Genomic DNA, 23,347 nt, shown 5'->3' with positions numbered 1-23,347 from the left:
GCAGCATTCAACTCTCGGATATTTATCGCCAAACAATTACCTGCACCGTTGGCTTAGTCAGCAACCAAAAGAAAAGCTGGTAGCATGAACCTATCCCTTTGGTAGACGAAACACAGAGGGAACCTCAGGTGTCGCACTAATAATTGCTCTAAGACGCAAACTAATAGAGTGTTGACTGTGTCAGAATTTACTTGGCTGCCATGAGGTAGTGTGAGCTTCTTTTTAAAAATCGCTTTTCAATGAGATGCCAAGAAATCAAAGAAATAAAAATTGTAAGACTTAAAGTTAATGCCACGCCGACCCACAGATTTAATTTAAAGACTCCAATCAACACAAGTAGCTGAATGATTGGAAAATGAAATAGATATATGCCATAAGAAATATCACCATACTTTCCAAGATTGATGATCTTGAATTTTAATGTTGCGATGTAAATCACAACTGCACCATACGCAATAGGATCAATTAAAATTTTCAGGTAAGTATTATTGATTAAAAAGAGTAGGATTAGAGATGTGATTGTGATTAACTTTAATTTCGATAGAACTTTTTGATTGATAGCCAAAAATGTTCCAAAAGCAAAATAAGCAAGTTGCCCTGGAAATTGCCGAGATAATTCGGCACCAATACTTCCTTTAAATATGTATAAAAAGAAAAACACCCACGCCGTACTCATAAAAAATACTAAAGTGAAAATCTTGATTGAGCCAAACTTTCTAAACAGATAAATCATCGGAGGAATGCAAAAATAAAGCATTACCTCTACTTTAATTGTCCATAAGGATCCATTCATTGCTTGAATTGGATTTGACTCAAATGTATTGGGGAGCGTGGATTGTAAAAAATTCAAAAAAACTAAATTTGACAGCACATACTTCATAGTGACAGCTGATGTCATGAACTCGTGAAGTTGCAGCGTGGAGGCATACCCCCCTATCGCAACACACAGTAAAATAGCCCCGAAGTATGCAGGGTAAATTCTCCGGATTCTTTTTTCTAAATAGTCCTTTATTCCATCGCTTGATAAAAAACTTTGAGCAACAAGAAATCCGCTAATGGCAAAGAATCCTTTGACCGCAAAATCCGAATTAAATATTTTTTGAAACATTTTAAATTCGTCAATTTCGGTAAGTGCGGCGATGTGAGCAAACACTACAATAATAGCAAGTCCAACTCGCACACTATCAAAGTTATTTTTATTCACAGTTAAAACATTTATTTGATTTTCAATTCAACCGTCTGCACCACAGTCTCAGCAACTCGATCAGGCATAGCATGTGCCGGCAAGGGTCCAGAATTATCATCAAACCAATCTTGAAATGCCTGCGGGTTCAGCTCACTTTGCTCAGCCTCTAAAAGACTAGCCACATCCCCAACCTGTTGTAAAAATCTTGCTCGAGGATAGTTTGTGAGGACAGCTCCGTAACGTTGGCCAGTAAACTTATCATACTGAACCAACAATAATGGTTTACCCATTAAGGCAGGAATCATGGCCGCGCTAGAAGGCTCTACCATTGCGGCCGTGCTCTTTTTGAGTCGACTGACAAAGTCAGCATTCTGACAAATCTCGATCCCTAGTTGGGTGAGCGCGGCAGGAACACCCGTATTTACATGTGAAGGATGTAACTTAACGATCATTTGGTAGCCTTGCTCGGCAAGCTGTCGATGCGTATTCGCGAGATGACCGACATACTCTGCCTCGTCGTGAAAAACCAATCCCGCTTGTATAAGCGCAGTATCAATATAAATAATTTCTTTATGATCAGTCGAGTATTGATCTAAACCAATTCCAAAATCTTCCTTTTGCAAATCAAAACGAATGAGGTCAGGATTGCCAACGATATAAATATCCTTCTCGTCGAGATGGTGTCCGTCACGAAAAAAAGGAATGTCTGCCTTGGTGTAGACCAATCCAATCGTCGTTTTAGCATCGAGCGGCGCGAGGATATTATTATTATTTCTCGCGAATGCTTTATCGTATAACTCTTTGCCAAAGGCAAACCAATCTTGGGGAGTGGCCTTGGTGTCAATAAGGGCACGCATATAACAAGGCATCAATTTGGTCACATTTTTACCAATGCGCCGCGTCCAAATCGAAAATAACGAACGATAATTTGTCTTGTAGGCCGGATCGTCTGCACTAATCACCTGGACACCGACTAAACCATGTGCAAGATGAACGGTAGGGATATTTAAATGATTAGCGTAGCGATTAAACGCTTGGTGCGCAAAGGCACGTGTAGACAAAAATATAACAGCTTCTGGTTTTTCTTTATTCAAAATACCTGAAAAGCTTTGATCCGCATAATAACTAATATCTCTGACTTTTAATTGACCAATATATTCTTCTGTGGGGCGGTTTTTATCATGCCCCCAAGACCCAATATGAATCAAGAGTAATTGATAGCCTTTTTTCTCAAAAGCAGAGACTAGTTTTTCATAATGATGCGACCCTGTCGTCCAAGAATCGAATCCAATGATGAGCTTCATGTAGGCGTATTTCCAATGATGTCTTGTTAGTCTATGTCTTTTAAAGATATAGGAGTATTTAAATCAATATCTACTTTTACTCTTTTGCCTAAAATATCCGAGAAATATTTTGGGGCCAAGCCAAATCCCGGCCTGACACTCCTGACAGCATCTTCAGTAATCACGTCCCCAGCTTTTAAATTTTTTACGAAATAAAGCGAACGTCTGAATTTCACATTGCCTGACTCGCTTGATTTAAGGCTGTAGTCCACCTTTCCGAGTGCGGCCCATGCCGTGTTGCAGTCCTTGCAGAGCGCCGCGAGCTCTGCGGGCTCCAAGGAAAAGCTGTCATCAGGTCCGCCCCCTTGACGATTCAGCGTAAAGTGCTTTTCAATAATAGACGCCCCCAAGGCAACGCTCGTAATCGCAGTTGTATTGTCAATCGTGTGATCCGAGAGTCCTGTCACAAGTCCAAAACGTTGGATTAAATCAGGAATCGTTCTCAGGCTGTACTCCTCTGCAGGCGTCGGATAACCACTCACGCAATGTAATATCGCGAGCGCCTGACAGCCCCCCTCGTGCGCAGCATCGATCGCCTCTTGAATTTCTTGTGCATTCGCCATCCCAGTCGAAATGATCATAGGCTTGCCGGTACTGGCGACGTACTTGATCAACGGAAGATCAATTGCCTCAAATGAAGCAATCTTATAAGCAGGTGCGTTGAGGTCCTCGAGAAAATCAACCGCGGTCTTGTCAAAAGGTGAGCTAAAAATGGTGATGTTTTGTTGACGGGCATGCTCAAAAAGCGGAGCGTGCCATTCCCAAGGCATATGGGCTTCTTCATAGAGGTCATAGAGCGTGCGACCATTCCATAGACCGCCATGAATACGAAAATCTTCGGTGTCACTATTAAGCGTAATCGTATCGGGACGATAAGTCTGAAGCTTGACCGCATCTGCGCCAGCTTGTTTAGCCGCAGTGATAATTTTTAATGCATTGTCGATGCTTCCATTATGGTTCGCAGACATTTCAGCAATGACATAGGGAGGCTGGTCGATGGAGATACGTCGGCCGGCGATAGTGATACTCGGATGATTTGACATAGATGTTCCCTATTGCTCAAGGCTTGGTCAGCCACTCGTGGCGTAATAAACCAAAACACACGACATCATGGTAACGCTCACGGTCAAAATGCTGGTCTCTTAAAATGCCTTCTTGTTGAAAGCCAAGTGCTTGATGAAACCGGATAGAGCGCTCATTAAAGCCTATAGCCTGACCACATACTTTGTAGAGTTTGATCTCTTTAAAAGCATAATCTAGTGCCGCTTGTCCCAGTGCGCGGCCCGTACCTTTTGGGGCATCGGGTGCAGCATAGTAGCCCCAGTCAGCCACTTTGCTATTTCCGAGCTCACTGAAATGAACAAAACCAAGAGGTAAATGGTCGACTTCGTAAATCAAGACATGTTTGCGTGGATCCTCTTGGACGCGCTCAAACCAACGAAGATGCTCCTCCAAGGAGATTTCATGTTGAGTGTACATGTATCGCCGGACTTCCGAGTGGTTTCGCCAAGCGAGCACACGCTCTAAATCAGCGAAAGCCAAAGGTCGAACTCTAGATACACGGATGTCTCGCTCAGTCATCGCACGCTCGCATCGCCGTCAACACTCTATCAACGCCCAGCCCATCGGTGAGCTCCGCGGCAGCATGACTCATATCATGCAACCTCTCTGAAGATAAAAGTGCATTGATTGCGATCGGCAGCTTCATCTCCACCTCCTCGAGCCTTCCTATTAAATAAGCAGCTTTCGCCTGTTGTAAAGCATGCGCACCACGCTCTTGATTATCCGCAAGGACAATCATCATGGCAGGCAAACCCAAACAACAGCGCTCCCAAGAGGTACCGCCCGCAGCGCCAATTGCCAAATCACTATTAGCCATGCGCTGGGCCATGTCATTGATATTCACAAGCACTTCAGTCGGCCATGGAATTTGTTGAGCCAAGGCTTGAACCTGTAAAAGCCAAGGCGCCTGCTGCCCCATGATCACGCTGATGCGACAGTCTTCCGGAAATTTACAGTGTTTAAGAGTCTGAAGTACTAAGCTCGTCGCATTGGGTTTGTCTACTCCGCCCATCGTGATAAGGATATTCCTCAGGACAGGCTGCTGGCGACGCTGCAGACGACGCTGCAAACTATAGGCGCGCAACGCAGAAAACTCTGGTCGTAAAAGCGCATAGCGGGGTCCCGCAAGCACCTTGCAATCGGAAGGCACTAGATTTTTATAGTCTGCGGCTTGTCGCCCTAAGTTTTGGTCGATTAAAAGATCGCATTGATGAGGGCGATCCGCAAGGTCGTCAATCACCATCAGTTTTCGATAGTGTGACTGTAATGCTTGTTCCCAACGATGATCGAGCGCGTAATGATCAACCACGAGCCAGTCCGGCTCAATCGCGCTCAACACCTCACGCGTTTGCTCTGCATCGGTTTCCCAACGGCAACCGAGCCACTCTGCATGCACAGGCGCGGAAGGGTCTTCGTCCACACCTCGCGCAACGGTCGAAATCAAAGGCTCTGTTGAGAGCGCAGTCAACGTAAAGCCGCATTGACGAACAAACTCTAACAAGTGACCTGGATGGTTACGGCAAATAAAATGGCAGTGTGCGCCGTGCTGTCTCAGGGCCTCGGCGAGCGTCACGCAACGCATGAGGTGACCCGTACCGATGTGTAAAGAGGCATCGACGCGAAAGCAAAATCCCAGTGTCATCTTGACTCAAGCCCGCCCACAAAGGGTTTGCGAACAGGCACATCGGCCGCCGCCAATGCAGCCTTGGCTCCTGCAGGGGTGTTTTCAGTAAAGTGGAATATACTTGCTGCCGCAACCGCTGAGGCCCCCGCCTGTTTGACCGCATCGACCATGTGCTGATAGTTACCCGCACCACCCGAAGCAATCACGGGGATTTTGACTGCCGCGGTCACAGTCTCAATGAGCGCGAGATCGTAGCCCTGCATGGTCCCGTCTCGCTCAATGGACGTGACTAAAATTTCGCCTGCACCGCGATCCTCCATCTCTCTCGCCCAGTCACACACGTCCCGGTCCGTCGGCCGAGTGCCGGCATGACTAAAACATTGCCAACGACCGTGAGGCTCCGCGCGGACATCTATGCTTGCCACAACACATTGTGCGCCATGGCGCTTGGCTATTTCGGTGATTAATTGTGGTTGTTCAAAAGCGGCAGTATTGACACTGACCTTGTCAGCGCCGGCACGAAGCAGTCTTTGGACTTGTTCGATGCGGGTGATGCCTCCACCAACGGTCAAGGGTACAAAACAATCTTGACCGAACTCATCAATCGACTCAAAATCCGGATCATCTGTCGATGTGTGCGCCAAAATATCCACAAGTATCAGCTCATCCACCTCCCGCTGGTTATACACTTTGATCGCGGGCAATACCGGTCCGACACGACGCCAGCTTTCAAAGCCGACGCCTTTGACGAGACCAAACTGTTTCCACAGCAGGGTGGGAATCACGCGTACTTTTAGCATGCACGTCCCTCGATAAAATTACGCAACAATCGAAAACCTGCGCGTGAGCTTTTTTCTGGATGAAACTGCGTCCCCCAAAGATGACCGCATTGGACCGCGGCTGTAATCGAGCCACCATAATCCGTCGTCGCTAAAATATGCGCTGGGTTATCTGGCACAAATGCATAACTATGCACAAAATAAAAATCAGTCTCTGCTGGGATGTTTTCAAAAAGACTGGCGTTGGCATCACAAGGCGTCACAGCATTCCAGCCCACATGGGGAATACGCAAGGTACAACCCAAACTACCCAAATGCACCACGCGACCAGGAATGAATCCTAAGCCCGGCGTACCCTCAGGCGCATCATCTGATGCCCCCTCAGTACTGCAAGAGGCTAACAACTGCATGCCAACGCAAACACCTAATAAGGGCTTGTTGTTACCCATCACTTCATCGCGCAAGGCCTCAAACCATAGACCTTCTTTTAAAAGCCTGGCGCAATCCGCAAAGTTACCAACACCGGGCAATATCAAGCGGTCCACGGTGCCGAGATCTTTGGTACGTGTGGCTAGGACAGGGTGAATCTGTAACTCTTCGAGCGCGCGCATCACCGATCCTAGATTACCCACCCCGTAATCAATCACCCCAACTTTCATATGTTGTCGTCGTTGATCTTAGTTAGATTGCCATCACGATCTTTCTGTAGCGCACCACTTGTATCGCGCTTGAAAATCTTTTTATTGGTGAACTTGTCGCATAAGCGAACAAACTCATCAACGCTCATATCCAGTGGCTGCAAGATGTCTTTGAGAGATTTGCCGAGATATTCCCACGGAAACTTTCCATCCAAACGTTTGACGGCCTCGAGTCCGTCCTGCCGCGTAATCCTGCCACGTCGAATGTGCAGACAAGCCAGATCAGTCGCTCGACCAAAACCAAACTTGAGGTATTTGAAATAGTCATGAATACCTGTCTGGTGATTGTCCAGGTTTTCATAATTCACCATCGAGCCTTCTACAACTTTGTCGTAGGTTTTAAAGCCATTCGCCTGCGCAATCAATGTGTTGGCCAAACCATCCCAGGGCAAGTAGTGACCGAGAAAAAGTCCGGTCACGCCCACCCGAGAGAGCTCTTCGTCACTGGGGTAGGTATAACAAAGCAGGTGTTTAGCCTCAATACCTTCTATACCGATCAGATCAGAGACACGCATGCCCAATAGACCGCCAAACTCCTCAAGCCAACGTCGATTCAACACGCTGTTTTCAGCAGCGGCTGCAGGACCGCCATATTCATTTTGAGAGTTTTCACCCCACACAATCAACGGAATATTGAATTGCACCGCGGCACGCACAGGGATGGTAAAAATACCCACATGCTCTGGCCAAGAGATGTCCCCGACCTGAGTCAAGCCAATTCGGTTGAGTTTGGCACGAATCTTTGGGTTAGGCGAGATCTCTACATAGTCAACGCCCAGACTTTTAATATTTTCAATATTTTGTCGACCGAGTTCGGACAAGTCGCAGGTCGTTGAAGTTACGCACAAGGGATTAAGCCCCAGCTGCAACATTCGGACGACTTGATACGTACTATCTTTCCCGCCACTGACTGGCACAATGCAGTCCCAATGGCTGCCGTTTGGACGACGGTATTTCTCAAGCAACTGAAGGAGCTCCGCATGGCGAGCCTCCCAATCAACTTCCTTGCGCTTTTCGTAACTACGGCAAGCGTTACAAATACCCGCATCATCGAGAAACAAGTCGGGCTTGGTATCCGGCATCACACAGTGTTTGCAATATGTCAGCATATCAACCTCGCTTTTCCATCAAAAACCAAGTGATATCGTCCTGTGGAAAATTAGGATCACGTCGATATGCAAAACCATAGTCAATCAGCGCCATGTGTGGGTAACGCTCCATGATTTCGCCTGCAAAGTCCCGCTTGAACAGTCGATCGGTGTGTCCACGATAAGGAATCGCAACCGGTGCCGGGTTGTAATACTCCGCAACCATCAAGTAACGATCCGTTGACGCCACAAGCTTGTCATACACCTGATTCAACACGTCCGGGTTCATGTGAATGAGTACACCCTTGATGAGAACCAAGTTCCAGGTTTGAGTGGGCTCAAAATCTAAAATTGAAGTTTGATGAACATGCGCGGCTGGAATCACTTTTGAGAGCTCACGCGCAGCCTCGGCATTAATTTCAATCCCGTGCTGCTCTTGGGTTGGATGCAGCAACTTGAGCGCCTTTAAATTCATTCCGATATTGGCGCCAAACTCGATGCATGATCGCACATGACGCGTGGCGCGCAGTGCCTTAGCGAAAAAATCGAGATTCGAGGCGAGCAACGCATCACCTTGATTGCGCTGTATGTATTCGGTGCCGAATGCTCCGGCCCAAAATGCTTCTTGCTCAGTTTTAAAACTCATTCTTGCACTCCACTGATGAATCTATGTTGACTATTCGCGTCTCAACGATCGCGCTCTTGAGTCATGATGCGAAACAGATACTCCGCGTGTGTCCAGTCCTCAAAAGTATCAATGTCTTGGACGCGGTGTCGAGGGACGCGTACCACCGAAGATTGTGGACCAAAGATCACTTGCCCAGATAGCCATGCACTTGCCCTGCCCCAGTAAAACTGGCCCGCATCATGAAGCGCCTCGGGCAAGTCTTGTGAGCGCGTACTAAAGCTCTCAGGTTGAAACATCTCAACACGATCCTTGCTGTTTAATCTGATAGCGCGCTGAATAGGAAAAGCATAGCTCGTGGCGGAAAAAACAAAGTCTGACCCCGTCTGCGTCAGTCGCTGCAAACCTGTCTGCAGATCAGAGGCCATCACAAAGGGGGCCGTCGCATAAATGCAGCAAACCGGGTCTGGCTGATAGCCTTGCTCGCGATACCATTGGATCGCGTGCGCGATCGTCGGCGAGGTTCCTGTATGGTCGTCGGAAAGCGAAGCAGGACGCATAAACGGAACCTCTGCTCCATACAGTTTTGCGACTTCTGCGATCTCAGCATCATCGGTTGACACGACGACATGATCAAACAACCCGGAAGCATGAGCGGCCTTGATCGACCAGGCGATCATCGGTTTATTACAAAAAAATTTGATGTTTTTCCGCGGTATGCGTTTGCTGCCGCCACGGGCAGGAATCACAGCGATCTTCATGCGTCCAGCATTTCACGCAGACAGCGAACAACGTCATTTTCTTGCTCTGGCGTCATCGCAGAGAACATGGGAATACTCAATGCTTCTCTAAAGTATTGCTCTGACTCTGGACAATATCCTTGCTTGAAACCCATCGCTTCATAATAAGGCTGACGGTAGACAGGAATGTAGTGCAGGTTAACGAGAATGCCTTGTCCATGCAGCGCATCATACGCTTTGCGCTGAGTGAGCTCACCGTCAACAAGCTTGAGTCTAATCGGATATAAATGATAACTAGAGTAGCTATCAGGATGCTGCCATGGAGTCTTTAAAGGCAGATCCGCCAAGGCTGAGTCATAACGTTTGGCGATAGCCTGACGTTGGCGCACAAATTCGTCTAGTCGGGTCATCTGGCTCAAGCCTAAAACGGCCTGTACATCGGTCATTCGATAATTAAAGCCCAGACTAATCTGCTGATAGTTCCAGATTTCGTCTGCAGGTCTGGCATGCATTTTATTCGCATCGCCGGTAATCCCATGACTGCGATGTCGATTCATCCGACTCGCTAATTCGGGATTATTAGTCATGGCCATACCACCTTCGCAGGTCGTGATGATCTTGACAGGGTGAAAACTAAAGACAGTAATGTCACTATATCGGCAGTTACCGACGGGCTCACCCCGATACTTGCCTCCGATCGCATGGGAGGCATCCTCGATAATCTTGAAGCCAAAGCGTTGGGCAAGTAAGTGAATCGCGCGCATATCCGCAGACTGACCACACAGGTGCACAGGCACCACCACTTTGGGTAGACGACCTTCACGTTCGGCAATCAATAACTTGCTTTCAAGTGCCTGAGGACACATGTTGCAGGTGCGTGGGTCGATGTCAACAAAATCAATTTTTGCACCACAATACAGTCCACAATTAGCAGATGCAACAAACGTAATAGGGCTAGTCCAAAGCCAGTCTCCAGGGCCCACCTCAAGTGCCATACAGGCAATGTGTAAGGCCGAAGTGGCACTGTTGACGGCCACCGCATATTTCGCACCGCAGTATGTTGAAACACTTTGTTCAAAAAGCGGGACTTTTGGTCCTTGTGTCAGAAACTCAGAGCGCAGAACTTCTACGACCGCATCAATGTCAGCTTGTGAGATGTCTTGACGACCGTAAGGGATAATAGGTTCAGACCGTCTCAATTTAGAGCTTCCTCTGGTTTTATACTCAACAAAAGCATTTTATCCTAACAGTTTTTCCCATAGTCATTGAGCCGCACCACAACAAAATTATGGCTTACGAAATAATAGCGTGCACCAAATTCAAGCCTACTTTTTCGAAAGCGATTACTATACTGTTTTTCGCAGTAGTACGCGCTATGCAGGCTTTACCCATAAAGCATATCTTTGAGAGCTTGACCGAATGCCTTCGACGAACAATTCAAAAAAAATGAAATTTGGGATCATTGGCTCAGGCGGGAGTTTCGGCTCTAAGTTAATTAAATATTTGACAGCATTTGGGGAGATTGCCTGGGAACGCAGAGGCAGTGACTGCGAATGGCCCGAACAAATCGTTGACTGGGTATTTATTGCGTCGCCTAATTTATATCATTATGAGCAAGCAAAATATTTTTTAAGCGCAGGGGTGAATGTTTTTTTAGAAAAGCCTCCGACACTTTCTATTTTATCGCTCGAAAACTTAATATCCACTGCAAAAAAAAATAATACGCATTTATATATTGACGATGTATTTTTATTTCGGAATGATATTGCCTTACCTAAAAATTTGAAATCAAAAGAAAATATTAATTGGAGCAAAACAACCGGTAAATCAGGTGCATTATTAGATCGCTTGACATACCATCATCTTTATTTATTAAATCGAGTGACCAACGACAATAGCAATATTGATAATATTATTGTTACAAGCAAAAAACCAGCACTTTTGGATTTTACTTTTAAATATAGTGGCACAACGATTTGTGCGAAGTACGAAGATTATGCCAGCCTAGCTAAACATATCTTTTTGGATATAGAGATTGAACCCAATACTGGCATGGCAATAAAAGCTATGCTCGAGTACATATTTTCCGGCAACGCCAATTTTTATGAAAATAACTCGACTGCCTTGTGGGTGTTACAACAACTCACTGAATTAAAAAAACATCTACAGCCTCGCATCGCGGTAGTTGGCGCCGGCCTTTTTGGTTGTACGGCAGCGCTAGAGCTGTCCGCTGCGGGCTATCAGGTCGATTTGCTTGAAAAGCAAAAGGACATCATTCAAGAAGCTTCCGCGATTAATCAGTATCGCGTCCATCGTGGTTATCATTATCCCCGCTCTGACGCGACGGTCAGTGAGTGTTTAGACGCCATTCCTTTGTTTGAGAAAAGTTATGGCCAAGCGATTATGCGCAATCAGGTCAAAGAAAGTCTATATGCAATTGCCTCACGGGATTCCAAAACCAGTGCCAGCCAATATCTTGATTTCTTAAATCGTCACAAACTTGAATATGAAGTCGTTGAAAGCTTACCGAATACTGATTTAACGGTTAGGGTTCGGGAGGACCTCTTTGACCCAGTCAAAATAAAAGATATTGTTGCCAATCGATTATTTGGCTCGGGTGTGACGGTCAAATGTGGAGTCCAAGCCACGAGTTCCCTACTGGATGATTATGACGGCGCTATTATTGCCACATACTCCCGTCAAAATACTTTTGCTGAAAAATCATCCTCTTATCAGTTTGAATTGGTTGAAAAGCCTATCTTCCAATTGCCTGAACAATACCGGGGACGCAGTATCGTTATTTTGGATGGCCCTTTTCTTTGCATCGACCCCTACTCAAATACCCCTTACCATGTCATGGGTAATGTAGTCCATGCCATTCACCACGCTAGTACGGGTTTCGCGCCTGAGATATTGCCAGGATACGAGGCGGTCCTCAACAAAGGCGTGGTTAAAAATCCACCAATGAGCAAAGTGAAAGAATTTCTTGAGTCCGCCAAAGAGTTTTTCCCTGGCATTGAGGCCTCAGACCATATCGGATCAATGTTTACAGTTCGAACGGTCTTGCCCTATCGTGATGAGGATGATGCACGTCCGACTGTGATTCACTTACTTGCCCCACAAAGGATTGGGATTTTTGCGGGCAAAATATGCCACTCGGTGGCGGCCGCGAGGGCGGCTAGGGCAATATTGGATGAGGGTCAGTTGTAATGTGCGGCATCATTGGCATAGCATCGTTGCGCCCTGTCCAGCGCAGAGAGTGGCTGCTGTCCGGCAGGAACGCCATGACGCACCGCGGACCAGATGATGCGGGCCTATGGTGGTCTGACAGCGGTCAAGTGGGACTCGCCCAACGAAGACTGTCCATCATTGATTTGTCTGCTGCGGGTCATCAGCCAATGCAAGACCCGAGCCAACAGCTCACCATCGTCTTTAACGGGGAAATCTATAATTTTGAGGATTTGCGCAAGGAGCTGATTGCGAAAGGGATCACCTTTGTCTCGCACTCCGATACAGAGGTCATTCTTGCTGCGTACAAGGTGTGGGGAACGGACTGCCTGACCCGCTTAAACGGCATGTTTGCGTTTGCACTTTATGACGCTCTCAAACAAACCTTATTTTTATCGCGGGATCGCGCTGGCGAAAAACCCCTTTATCTGTATCAGGCTCAAGGTGAGGTTCGGTTTGCCTCCGAACTGAAGGGATTGTTAGAGGATCGGTCTATTCCAAGGCGGATCAATCGCGAATCTGTCGACTGCTACCTCTCTTTTGGATCGGTACCTGGCGAGCGTTGCATACTGGAGGGATTCAACAAACTCCCTCCCGCCCACGCGCAACTCTTTGATCTAAAAACCGGCAAACACAAAACATGGCGCTATTGGCAGCTTCCTGAGCTTGAGTATGCATCGGATGATAGTCCGACCTCCGACGCAGAGCTGCTCAATGAGCTTGAGCAGCTCCTTGAGGACTCAGTTCGCAGACAGCTCGTGGCTGATGTCCCTGTCGGGATCTTGCTGAGCGGTGGCGTGGACTCAAGCCTAGTCACTGCGTTGGCTGTGCGCTCCTCGAGCAATGTGCAAACCTATAGCGTAGGTTTTCCTGGTCATGGGGCATACGATGAGACCGAGCACGCCCGCCTCGTGGCAAAGCATTTTGGTACAAAACACACCGAACTTGTGCCCGAGCCCTCAGGTGCAGATTTACTCGTCCGGCTCGCCAGACAGTTTGATGAGCCAATGGTTGACTCCTCAATGATTCCCACTTTTCTTGTCAGCCAACTAGTTCGGAAGAGTTGTACTGTGGCCCTCGGTGGAGACGGCGGTGACGAGTTATTTGGTGGCTACGGTTATTACAGCCGTTTGATCTGGCTGCAAAAACGCCTTGGCTATGTACCGCAAGGCCTGAGGCGCTTGGTTTCAATCGCCTCAGAAAAACTTTTACCAGTTGGCCTCAGAGGTAGAAATTGGTTCCAAAGTCTTGGAGAAAATCTAGAGACGGGCTTACCCCTGATTTCGGGTCTCTTTGATCAAACGACACGCAAAAGCCTGATGGCCCGTTATCCAGGCTGGCAAACCGTAGCGGAAAATATTTTGAGTCAGCGCGTGCCTGTTCATCCAGACCTCATCCAGCGTGTGACGCGCATGGATTTTCAAAACTATCTGGCCGAAGACATCCTAGTCAAGGTGGATCGTGCGAGTATGTTGAACTCGCTTGAGGTGCGCGCCCCATTTTTAGATCATCGTGTCATTGAGTTTGCCTTTGGCCGCGTACCGACTCGACTCAAAACAACGGAGACAGATAAAAAAATCATCCTCAAACAACTGTGTGAAAAATTGTTGCCCCCTGAGTTTGATCGTCAGCGCAAGCAGGGATTTTCCATCCCCTTGGCGCAATGGCTCAAAGGGGGGGAGATGCGCGAGTTGTTCTATGATATTTTGGAAAGATCAGATGGCCTCTTTGATCAAAAAACAATCTCAGGACTCCTTAAAGGGCAGGATCGTGGACGAGGCAATAGCCAACGCTTGTTTTCACTGGTCATGTTTGAGATCTGGCGCAGAGAATACGAAGTATCGCTTTAAAAGTATTGCTTTAAATACATAAGGTACGTTGAATGAAACAAGAGCTGCTCAAATTGCTGCGCTGCCCAGTCTCAGGACAAGGCCTCGTCCTGCATCCTGCCCCTTCCTCTGACACAGAAATCGTCGAAGGCAAGCTCGCGACAGGAGACGGCAAGTTTTCATACCCGGTGATGAGAGGCATTCCCCGTTTTGTCCCCCAGAGCAATTATGCAGACAATTTTGGCATGCAATGGAATCATTTCCGCCAAACCCAGCTCGATAGCTATTCGGGTTGCAAAGTTTCGTTTAACCGCTTTTGGAAAGCGACAGGATGGTCTGCTTCGGATTTAAAGGGAAAGTGGGTACTTGATGTGGGATGCGGTGCGGGACGATTTGCTGAGATTGCCCTCGAAGCTGGAGCACATGTTGTGGCCCTGGACTATTCAAGTGCTGTGGATGCGTGCTTTCTAAACTTAAAACACCACCCAAATCTTCATGTCGTTCAAGGGGATATCTATTCTTTACCCTTTGCTACAAACACGTTTACCTATGTCTATTCGTTAGGGGTTCTTCAACATACCCCCGATGTGCATAAGGCCTTTGCGTCCTTGCCTCCTATGGTCGCACCCAACGGCTTTTTGTGTGTCGACTACTATGAAAAGTCTCTCAAAGGCGCCTTAAATCCCAGGCATTTCTTAAGACCTTTGACTAAGAGAATGTCAAAAGCCACCCTGTTTGCCACGTTGCAAAAAACAGTACCCGGCATGCTAAAGCTCAGCGACCTCCTTGGAAACGTGCCGGCGATCGGATCTTTACTAAAAAGGATCGTGCCCGTTGCCAATCATTTTGATGGGATTGGACTCTCCCCACAACAAAAGAAAGAATGGGCCCTGCTAGACACCTTTGACTGGCTATCGCCTCAGTATGATCAGCCCCAAAGTGCCTCCACGGCAGAGGCCTGGATGATTGAAGCGGGACTCAAGCATATTGAAATACTTCGTGCAAGCCATCTCGTCGCGCGCGGGAGGAAGTAATTTGTCCTCAGACATCACCATTGGCATCGATGCTTCAAACCTAAGACGTGGCGGTGGTGTCACGCACTTGATTGAAATATTGCGCGCAGCCGACCCTACTGAACAGGGTGTATCCAAAGTGGTTGTGTTTGGTGGGTCGTCAACGCTTTCACAGATAGAAAATCGGCCCTGGCTGATCAAGCGTGCCCTGCCTGCGCTAGATGGCGGCTTGATCTCTCGATTATTTTGGCAATGTTTTACACTCACTTCGTTATTAAAAAAGGAAAATTGTTCAATATTGTTTGTCCCTGGAGGTAGTTTTTCCAGTTCATTCAGACCTGTCGTGACAATGAGTCGAAACTTGCTCCCCTTTGAGACTGTAGAAATGAACCGCTATGGCCTTTCGATGATGGGCTTAAAGCTCAGGCTGTTACGCTTTGGTCAAACACGCTCCTTGCGTGCAGCGGATGGCGTCATTTTTTTGACAGCCTATGCAAAATCGGCGGTCACCCGCGTCACAGGCCGATTAAAAGGCGTCGTGACGCATATTTCTCATGGGCTGGATTCGAGGTTTCTACGTGCCCCAAAAGTTCAAAAAAACATCACTGAATATAGGCCAGGCAACCCCTACCAATTACTGTACGTGTCTATCATTGACCAATACAAGCATCAGTGGTGTGTGGTAGAGGCAGCAGCCCTGTTGCGCAAAAAAGGCATTTGTCTGGCTCTCAATCTGGTCGGACCTGCCTATGCACCGGCACTCGAGACATTAAAACAAAGTATGGCGGCGCATGACCCCGAGGGCACGTGGATCCACTATCACGGCGCCGTGAACTATCAAGAATTGCATCATATTTACGCTCAAGCTGATTTGGGTGTTTTTGCGTCCAGCTGTGAAAATATGCCTAACATTTTGCTTGAAACTATGGCGGCTGGATTGCCGATCGCTGCATCGAATAAGGGCCCTATGCCCGAGGTGCTCGGTGATGCGGGGGTGTATTTTGACCCAACAAACCCTGTAGAGATCGCACGTGCGCTAGAAACGCTTATACACTCGCCTGAGCTCAGAATGCATAACGCGGCCAAAAGCTACACGCGTGTTCAACAGTTTTCATGGCAGCGCTGTGCCAAAGAAACCTTCGCATTTCTATCCATGATGGCCCAGCAGCATTCTTTTCGAAAATACAGTTAATTTTGCCTTAGGACTCCCTTATGTTGACCAACAAAACTTTACTCATTACCGGGGGCACGGGCTCATTTGGTAGTTCTGTATTAAGCAAATTTGTTCATACCGACTTAGCTGAAATCCGCATTTTTAGCCGTGATGAAAAGAAACAAGACGACCTGCGCAGACGCTTAAATAACCCAAAAATTAAATTTTATTTGGGAGATGTCCGGGATCCTCAAAGCGTTGACAATGTCACGCGCGGCGTCGATTTTATTTTTCATGCGGCCGCACTGAAACAGGTCCCTTCTTGCGAATTCCATCCGCTCGAAGCTGTCAAAACCAATATCCTTGGCACAGACAATGTACTTGAAGCGGCCATTAAACATCACGTTCAACGTGTCATTTGCTTGAGCACGGATAAAGCGGTCTACCCCATCAACGCCATGGGGATCTCAAAGGCCATGATGGAAAAAGTGATGATCGCCAAATCACGGGGTGTTGGCTCCTCCAACGTGGTGATCTGCGGCACACGTTATGGCAATGTGATGGCATCGAGAGGATCTGTCATCCCCCTCTTCGCTGAGCAAATCCTATCGGGTCAGCCCATTACGATCACTGATCCCTCCATGACGCGCTTCATGATGACGCTTGATGATGCGGTCGATCTTGTTTTCTTTGCCTTTAAGCATGCAAAAAACGGAGATATTTTTGTCCAAAAATCGCCTGCTGCAACGATTGAGACCCTCGCGCGTGCTATGTGTTTAGTCATGAATAAGCCTAACCATCCGATTAAAATCATCGGCACAAGACATGGTGAAAAAGTGTATGAAACGCTGGGCAGCCGAGAAGAAATGGCCTCCGCAGAGGACTTAGGTGACTATTTCCGCTTGCCACCTGATTTGAGAGACTTAAATTATGGGAAATTTGTCGAGCAGGGTGAAACACGCATCACAGCCGCCGAAGACTACCACTCTCACAATGCCGAGCAGCTCGATGTCGCTAGGATGAGCCAGCTACTGCGTAAGATTAATTTTATCCAGGCCATATCTCAGGGTGAGTCTGCTATTCCAGAGGATTGAAATGCGCATTTTGATCACAGGCTCAAAGGGATTCATTGGAAAAAATTTATCCGTGCGGCTTTCTGAAAAGAGAGAGCTTGAGGTTTTAACTTTTGACCGTGGCGAGTCACTCGAGGTCTTGCGACAAAAAGTAATGCTTGCTGATGCAGTGATACATTTAGCAGGTATCAATCGACCGACTGATCAGGCTGAGTTTTTTTCTGGCAATACCGAACTCACTGAAACGGTTTGTCAGTGCATTAAAGACTCTGGGCGTACTATTGCACTGCTCCTGACCTCATCAACTCAGGCGATGATCGACAACCCCTACGGCAGCTCTAAAAAGCAGGCCGAAATTGCCGCTGAAAAACTCGCCCTGGACACAGGCAATCCTGTGTCAATCTTTCGCTTGCCAAATGTTTTTGGAAAATGGTGTAAGCCCAACTACAACTCTGTAGTAGCAACTTTTTGCCACAATATCGCCCATCATTTGCCCATACAGATTCATGATGGGTCTAGGCAACTCAACCTCGTGTATATCGATGACGTTGTGAATGCCTTGATTGAGACCTTGACCCATCCACCTCAAGGCCTTGCCTGGCCCGTGGTCAAGCCTGTCTATCAGGTATCGGTTGAGGACCTTGCCGCGCAGGTCCAGCGCTTTAGTCAGGAACGCAAACAACTCCTCACAGATCGTACCGGCGTTGGGTTTACTCGTGCGTTGTATTCCACGTATATTAGCTATCTGCCGACGGATGAATTTTCGTATTTAATCCCTAGCCATTCCGATCAGCGGGGTACATTCGTAGAAATGCTCAAAACCCGCGACTCGGGACAGTTCTCTTTTTTTACTGCTCGGCCCGGTGTCACACGTGGTGGGCACTACCACCATACAAAAACTGAAAAGTTTTTGATTATCAAAGGCTCTGCCCGTTTTGGCTTCAAACACTTATTAACAAATGAGACTGTTGAGATAAGCTGTAGTGACCAGAAATATCAGATTATTGAAACAATACCTGGTTGGGCGCATGACATCACCAATGTCGGAAACGAAGATTTGATTGTCATGCTTTGGACAAATGAAGTGTTTGACCCTCAACGCCCAGACACGACCAGCATGAAGGCCACAAAATGAAAAAACTCAAGGTCATGACGGTTGTTGGGACACGGCCTGAGATTATTCGACTGTCTCGTGTCCTGGCTCGCCTGGATGAGACTTGCGATCATATCCTCGTTCATACGGGTCAAAATTATGATTACGAACTTAGCCAAGTCTTCTTTGAGGATTTAGGCATTCGAAAGCCTGATTATTTTCTAGATGCTGCAGCGGCAAGCGCCAGCGCCTCTCAGACCATCGGAAATATTATCAGCGCGATGGACCCTTTGTTAAAAGAAGTTCGCCCTGAGGCGATGCTGATTTTAGGAGATACGAATAGCTGTCTCTCCGTCATCCCCGCAAAAAGACAAAAAATCCCCGTCTTTCACATGGAAGCAGGCAATCGTTGTTTTGATCAGCGCGTGCCCGAAGAAATCAACCGCAGGATTGTTGATCATACCGCGGATGTCAATCTGACCTACAGCAGCATTGCCCGTGAATATCTCTTGCGCGAAGGATGTCCGCCTGATTTGGTGATCAAAACGGGTAGCCCAATGGCGGAGGTTCTCAATTTTTACAAAGACAGGATCCAAACCTCTCCAGTCTTATCTCTCATGCAGTTAAGCAAGAAAAAATATTTTGTTGTGAGTGCCCATCGCGAAGAAAATATTGACGCCCCTGCTTCATTTCATAAGCTCGTGAACGTACTGAATACGCTTGCACAAGAATATCAACTCCCTGTGATTGTCTCTTGCCACCCAAGAACTAAGAAAAAATGTGATGAAAATAAAGTGGTCTTTCATCCACTCATCAACATCATGAAACCAATTGGTTTTCACGATTATGTCAAACTACAACTGGATGCGAAGGCAGTTCTGTCCGATAGCGGTACGATTACAGAGGAGTCCTCGATTTTAGGATTTCCCGCATTAAATTTGCGCGAGGCACATGAACGGCCTGAGGGCATGGAAGAAGCCGCTGTCATGATGGTTGGACTTGAGATCGAGCGCATTCGGCAAGGTTTATCTATTTTAGACAGTACGCCCTCGAACATTCAGGCGACAAAACATGTCTCGGACTACGAGGCGCTGAATGTGTCCGAGAAAGTCGTCCGATTAATTCACAGCTATACCGACTACGTAAACCGCGTCGTTTGGAAAAAATATTAATCGTCTCTAAATGCGCATCCTCATTGTCACGCAGCGGTTTTGGCCAGAAAATTTCAGGATTAATGATCTGGCGACAGAGCTTGTCAGTCGTGGTCACGAAGTGACCGTGTTGACAGGCCTACCGAGCTATCCAGAGGGGCGGGTATTCGATGACTTTAAGGCTGCACCTGAAAAATACTCACAATATCAGGGTGTCGATATTGTTCGTGTCCCCATCATTTCTCACAGCACGCAAAAAATCAAACTGATATTCAATTACGTAAGCTTTGTACTGAGTGCCTCAGTCATCGGCGCCTATAAATTACTAGGCCAAGGCTTTGATGTGATTTTTACCTACGAACCATCGCCTGTGACAGTCGGGATACCGGCAGCAGTTTTTCGCAAACTCAAAAGTGCTCCTATGGCTTTTTGGGTTTTAGATTTATGGCCTGAAACACTTTCAGCTGTTGGAGTGGTACGCAACACATGGATTTTAAAAATGGTTGGGCTGATGGTACGAGCCATCTATCGCAATTGCGACTTGATTCTTGCCCAGTCTAAAAGCTTTATCGGTCAAATTCGAACATATACGCGCGCAGACAAGAGAGTTGAATATTTTCCGAGCTGGTCTGAAACAGGCTTTGAAGAGAACCACGTAGAACCTGCCGCGGAAATTGTCACAGATCCTGAAACATTCAATATCCTATTTGCAGGCAATATTGGTGCCGCGCAAGATTTCCCGAGTATTTTAGCGGCGGTCAAACTTCTACAACATCACACCCACATTCGTTGGCATATTGTGGGCGATGGCCGAATGGCACCGCAGGTTCATTCTTGGATCGCCGAACATGGGTTACAAAACAATATTGTCATGTACGGTCGCTTTCCTTTAGACAAAATGCCTTCGTTTTTCAAGCATGCGGATGCGCTGCTGGTGAGCCTGAAAAATGACCCCATTTTTGCAATGACGATCCCTGGTAAATTGCAAACCTATCTCTCTGCAGGCATTCCCGTGCTCGGCATGTTGGATGGGGAAGGTGCGGATCTGATTAATAGGTCGCGGGCCGGCCTGACGTGTCCAGCGGGTGATGCGACTGGTTTGGCAAAGATTGTGCTAGAAATGTCTAAAATGCCAGAGGCTCAACGCAAGGCGATGGGCAAGCAAGGCAAAGAGATCATGTCGCGTGAGTTCGACCGAACGCATTTGATTGATCAGTTAGAACAGTGGTTGCTGGATCTCAAGCAAATGCGAAACGCTTGTGATAGGAACTTAAATTGAAACCATCCTTTATGAAACCCCTCTCCTCTCTGCTTTCTACTTTCGGTACCGCTGGCTCGAACTATCGACTATACGGACTGGTGTTGCTGTTTTCATTTTTTTTAGTCCCCGTGTCTTTCTCAGTCCGAGGAGATAATGTCTCGAGTAATTATGCATTTGTCCTATTTCCCGCCATTGCTCTTTTGTTTGGCCAAAAACTACAAATGCCCTCCAAGACTATTTTGTCCTTGATCGCCATCTACATTTCTATTTTTATTGTTTGCTTTGCTTATCAAGATGATCTTCTCAAGTACTGGGACCGACGACTCATCAGTTTTATTCTATTCATGTCACTGTTTACGTTTTTCTTTGTCAAAATTGATGAGGAAATGTACACGGCATTTAAATACGCCATTATTTTAGTTTCCTTCATCTACTCGATGAATTCGATTTATCTCTATTTTGCCCATGGTGGCTCAGCTTTTGTTTATAGCAAGATTCACCCCATTGTGCAGTCCCAACGCTATGGTTTTATCTTGCTGTTCGCTTTTTGGCTCATCATTTTTGAAAAGACTAAAACACCCAGCGGCTTATTTTTAAAATTATTGATTATTTTCACAATCTTTAACGGCTTGGGCTTTACCTTTTCACGCAGCAGTGTCGCGGGGCTCTTAGTCTCTACTGCCCTCTTGTTTTTACTCTTGTTATTAAAACTTTGGACGTACCCCTTAAAGGACATCCCCCGAAAAAATATCGTATGGATGCTTTTCAGCATCGCTTTCGCGGCATTGGTAATCACAATTTCATATCATCTGATGCCCGCATACTATCAATATTTTTCTGAACGCTTTTTCAGGATCAGCATTACTCCGATGAGGGTAATGGATTTTTTTCCGTATGCTTTTTTTCCACCCTACGATACGACGGTATACCTCTCTCGCGATACATCCGAGGGCTACCGTATTTATATGATTACCGAGATCTTTAAATATCTGAGTAGTCACCCGCTTTTTGGCTCTGGTTATCTGGGTGTATGGATTATGTTCTCGGATCTTGCCGGATCAGCCCACAATCAGTTATTAGATGTTCTATTCAGAACGGGTTTTGTCGGTTTTGCCTGTTTCCTGTTTCTTTTATACAGGATCATTAAATTTAATCTTTTCTATCGCCATTGGGCCGTGCTGCTCAGCCTGGCCGGGATTTTAACAATCGGCATGTTCCATGAAACCTTTAAACTTAGTCATGGCTCTTTTGTTTTCGCATTCTTAGTGGCCCAAGCATTTAATCATGCTAGAGACACAACCATACCCGAGGCTCGTACCAAGGGAGGCATCTTTCAGTAATGAGTGCCCTGATGACATCACCGAAAATGATCTACGTAGGGAGCTTAGCCACCAGTCCTGATCGTGACTCGGGCTGGATCAGAGAGTTTCGAGACTTAGGCTGGGAAGTACTGAGTTTAGATACGAATATTGAACTGAAGGGCGGCTTTATTGTTAGAAAGCTCAAGAGACGCTTGCAGTGTTCTGCAGAGTATGTCGCTCTTGAGCAGGCGCTCATCGCACTTGCCGATGCAGAAAAACCATTGTGGGTGCATTTTAGATTACCCACAGAGTTCAGTAAAAACACGATTGCACAATTAAAAGAGCGCAATATCATCGTTACCCAATACTGTAACGACGATGCCTTTTCTACCAAAGCCCCAGTTGGTTTGTATCGTAAATTTAGAAATGCATTGCCTCTGTTTGATGGCCACTTTGTGTTTCGACATCGAAATCTTCGTGACTATCGCTCAGCTGGTGCACGCCATGTCGAGCATTGTCCACCCACCTTTGATCCCATTGCCCACAACCTCAATCAACGCGCAGCAGACGGCACTTTTATTGCTGATGTCGCCTTCGTGGGCCACTACGAAAACGATGGACGTTTGGCTTACATAGAAGGCTTACACCGTGCGGGTTTTCACCTCATTTTGAAAGGGGGAATGTGGGAGTCTGCCATTAAAAATGGTCCGCTTGCGAGCTTTCTTCCGATGGATCATGCTTTTGGAGATGAGTACAACCGTATATATGCAAATTCGATCGCGGGCTTATGCTTTTTTTCTAAAATTAATAACGATGAGTGGACACGTCGAGGGCCTGAAATTATTGCTGTGGGAGGACTGCTTGTTTGTGAGCGTACGGCCGAGGCGCAACAACGGTTCAAAGATCGAGAAGAAGCGTTTTTCTTTTCTTCCGTCGATGAGCTCGTCGAAATCGTTGGCTTCTTAATTAAAAACCCATACGAGCGTGAAAAGGTGCGCGCGGCTGGATATGCACGCCTAATGAGTGGCGGGTACACACTGACAGATCGAGCGCGCCAAATTAGCCACTTTGTCTCTGAAAAATTGCAGCGCAAGACTTGA

21 protein-coding genes are annotated in these 23,347 nt (G+C 46.9%); 10 read left to right on the top strand and 11 right to left on the bottom strand.

Annotated elements, in window-relative coordinates:
- Positions 1–187: 187 nt before the first annotated feature.
- Genes QWY27_RS11695 through pseC form a run of 11 tightly spaced genes read right to left on the bottom strand, consistent with a single transcriptional unit; the run spans position 188 to position 10,344 of the window.
- The gene (locus tag QWY27_RS11695; protein WP_290198550.1) at positions 188–1,204 is read right to left on the bottom strand and encodes an acyltransferase family protein; all 1,017 of its coding nucleotides are present in this window, start codon (positions 1,202–1,204) and stop codon (positions 188–190) included.
- 11 nt (positions 1,205–1,215) lie between these two features.
- Positions 1,216–2,490, bottom strand: coding sequence for a hypothetical protein (locus QWY27_RS11690; RefSeq protein WP_290198549.1), 1,275 nt, complete (start codon positions 2,488–2,490; stop codon positions 1,216–1,218).
- A gap of 26 nt (positions 2,491–2,516) precedes the next feature.
- Entirely contained in the window at positions 2,517–3,572 is a 1,056-nt protein-coding gene (gene pseI, locus QWY27_RS11685) for a pseudaminic acid synthase (RefSeq protein ID WP_290198548.1), read from the bottom strand.
- 16 nt (positions 3,573–3,588) lie between these two features.
- The gene (gene pseH / locus QWY27_RS11680) at positions 3,589–4,110 is read right to left on the bottom strand and encodes a UDP-4-amino-4,6-dideoxy-N-acetyl-beta-L-altrosamine N-acetyltransferase (RefSeq protein WP_290198547.1); all 522 of its coding nucleotides are present in this window, start codon (positions 4,108–4,110) and stop codon (positions 3,589–3,591) included.
- The gene (pseG, locus tag QWY27_RS11675) at positions 4,103–5,233 is read right to left on the bottom strand and encodes a UDP-2,4-diacetamido-2,4,6-trideoxy-beta-L-altropyranose hydrolase (RefSeq protein ID WP_290198546.1); all 1,131 of its coding nucleotides are present in this window, start codon (positions 5,231–5,233) and stop codon (positions 4,103–4,105) included. Before pseG ends, pseH begins: the two co-directional genes overlap by 8 nt.
- Complete coding sequence (gene wbuZ, locus QWY27_RS11670) at positions 5,230–6,015, bottom strand: glycosyl amidation-associated protein WbuZ (protein ID WP_290198545.1); 786 nt, start codon at positions 6,013–6,015, stop codon at positions 5,230–5,232. Before wbuZ ends, pseG begins: the two co-directional genes overlap by 4 nt.
- A complete protein-coding gene (gene hisH / locus QWY27_RS11665) occupies positions 6,009–6,653 on the bottom strand; it encodes an imidazole glycerol phosphate synthase subunit HisH (RefSeq protein WP_290198543.1) in 645 nt (214 codons plus the stop codon). Before hisH ends, wbuZ begins: the two co-directional genes overlap by 7 nt.
- Positions 6,650–7,801, bottom strand: coding sequence for an N-acetyl sugar amidotransferase (locus QWY27_RS11660; protein WP_290198542.1), 1,152 nt, complete (start codon positions 7,799–7,801; stop codon positions 6,650–6,652). Before QWY27_RS11660 ends, hisH begins: the two co-directional genes overlap by 4 nt.
- A 1-nt stretch (position 7,802) precedes the next feature.
- Positions 7,803–8,426 carry a pseudaminic acid biosynthesis-associated methylase gene (locus QWY27_RS11655; protein ID WP_290198541.1) on the bottom strand — a complete coding sequence of 208 codons (624 nt, stop codon included), beginning with the start codon at positions 8,424–8,426 and terminating at the stop codon, positions 7,803–7,805.
- Positions 8,427–8,467: 41 nt separating this feature from the next.
- Complete coding sequence (gene pseF / locus QWY27_RS11650) at positions 8,468–9,166, bottom strand: pseudaminic acid cytidylyltransferase (RefSeq protein ID WP_290198540.1); 699 nt, start codon at positions 9,164–9,166, stop codon at positions 8,468–8,470.
- Positions 9,163–10,344 (bottom strand): UDP-4-amino-4,6-dideoxy-N-acetyl-beta-L-altrosamine transaminase, encoded by a 1,182-nt coding sequence (pseC, locus tag QWY27_RS11645; protein ID WP_290198539.1) that lies wholly within the window; start codon positions 10,342–10,344, stop codon positions 9,163–9,165. Before pseC ends, pseF begins: the two co-directional genes overlap by 4 nt.
- Positions 10,345–10,564: 220 nt before the next feature.
- Between pseC and QWY27_RS11640 the strand changes: the two genes are divergently transcribed.
- From QWY27_RS11640 to QWY27_RS11595, 10 genes are all read left to right on the top strand, one after another.
- Complete coding sequence (locus QWY27_RS11640; protein WP_290198538.1) at positions 10,565–12,355, top strand: FAD-dependent oxidoreductase; 1,791 nt, start codon at positions 10,565–10,567, stop codon at positions 12,353–12,355.
- A complete protein-coding gene (gene asnB / locus QWY27_RS11635) occupies positions 12,355–14,223 on the top strand; it encodes an asparagine synthase (glutamine-hydrolyzing) (RefSeq protein WP_290198537.1) in 1,869 nt (622 codons plus the stop codon). The genes QWY27_RS11640 and asnB overlap by 1 nt, the downstream gene beginning before the upstream one ends.
- 32 nt (positions 14,224–14,255) lie before the next feature.
- Entirely contained in the window at positions 14,256–15,236 is a 981-nt protein-coding gene (locus QWY27_RS11630; protein ID WP_290198536.1) for a methyltransferase domain-containing protein, read from the top strand.
- Entirely contained in the window at positions 15,202–16,407 is a 1,206-nt protein-coding gene (locus tag QWY27_RS11625) for a glycosyltransferase family 4 protein (RefSeq protein WP_290198535.1), read from the top strand. Before QWY27_RS11630 ends, QWY27_RS11625 begins: the two co-directional genes overlap by 35 nt.
- Before the next feature lie 20 nt (positions 16,408–16,427).
- Complete coding sequence (locus tag QWY27_RS11620; protein ID WP_290198534.1) at positions 16,428–17,462, top strand: polysaccharide biosynthesis protein; 1,035 nt, start codon at positions 16,428–16,430, stop codon at positions 17,460–17,462.
- A 1-nt stretch (position 17,463) separates the two neighbouring features.
- Positions 17,464–18,576 (top strand): UDP-2-acetamido-2,6-beta-L-arabino-hexul-4-ose reductase, encoded by a 1,113-nt coding sequence (wbjC, locus tag QWY27_RS11615; RefSeq protein WP_290198533.1) that lies wholly within the window; start codon positions 17,464–17,466, stop codon positions 18,574–18,576.
- Complete coding sequence (gene wecB / locus QWY27_RS11610) at positions 18,573–19,706, top strand: non-hydrolyzing UDP-N-acetylglucosamine 2-epimerase (protein ID WP_290198532.1); 1,134 nt, start codon at positions 18,573–18,575, stop codon at positions 19,704–19,706. The genes wbjC and wecB overlap by 4 nt, the downstream gene beginning before the upstream one ends.
- A 10-nt stretch (positions 19,707–19,716) precedes the next feature.
- Positions 19,717–20,964: a glycosyltransferase family 4 protein gene (locus QWY27_RS11605; protein ID WP_290198531.1), complete on the top strand. Its 1,248-nt coding sequence runs from the start codon at positions 19,717–19,719 to the stop codon at positions 20,962–20,964.
- A 326-nt stretch (positions 20,965–21,290) separates the two neighbouring features.
- A complete protein-coding gene (locus QWY27_RS11600; RefSeq protein ID WP_290198530.1) occupies positions 21,291–22,286 on the top strand; it encodes an O-antigen ligase family protein in 996 nt (331 codons plus the stop codon).
- Positions 22,287–22,297: 11 nt separating this feature from the next.
- Positions 22,298–23,347, top strand: coding sequence for a glycosyltransferase family protein (locus QWY27_RS11595; protein ID WP_290198529.1), 1,050 nt, complete (start codon positions 22,298–22,300; stop codon positions 23,345–23,347).

Origin of the sequence: Zwartia vadi (assembly GCF_030410375.1) — a bacterium.
In the GTDB taxonomy this organism is placed as follows: Bacteria; Pseudomonadota; Gammaproteobacteria; order Burkholderiales; family Burkholderiaceae_B; genus Zwartia; species Zwartia vadi.
The sequence above is the reverse complement of the archived record's forward strand: the minus strand, read 5'-3'. Positions and strand labels throughout refer to the sequence as shown.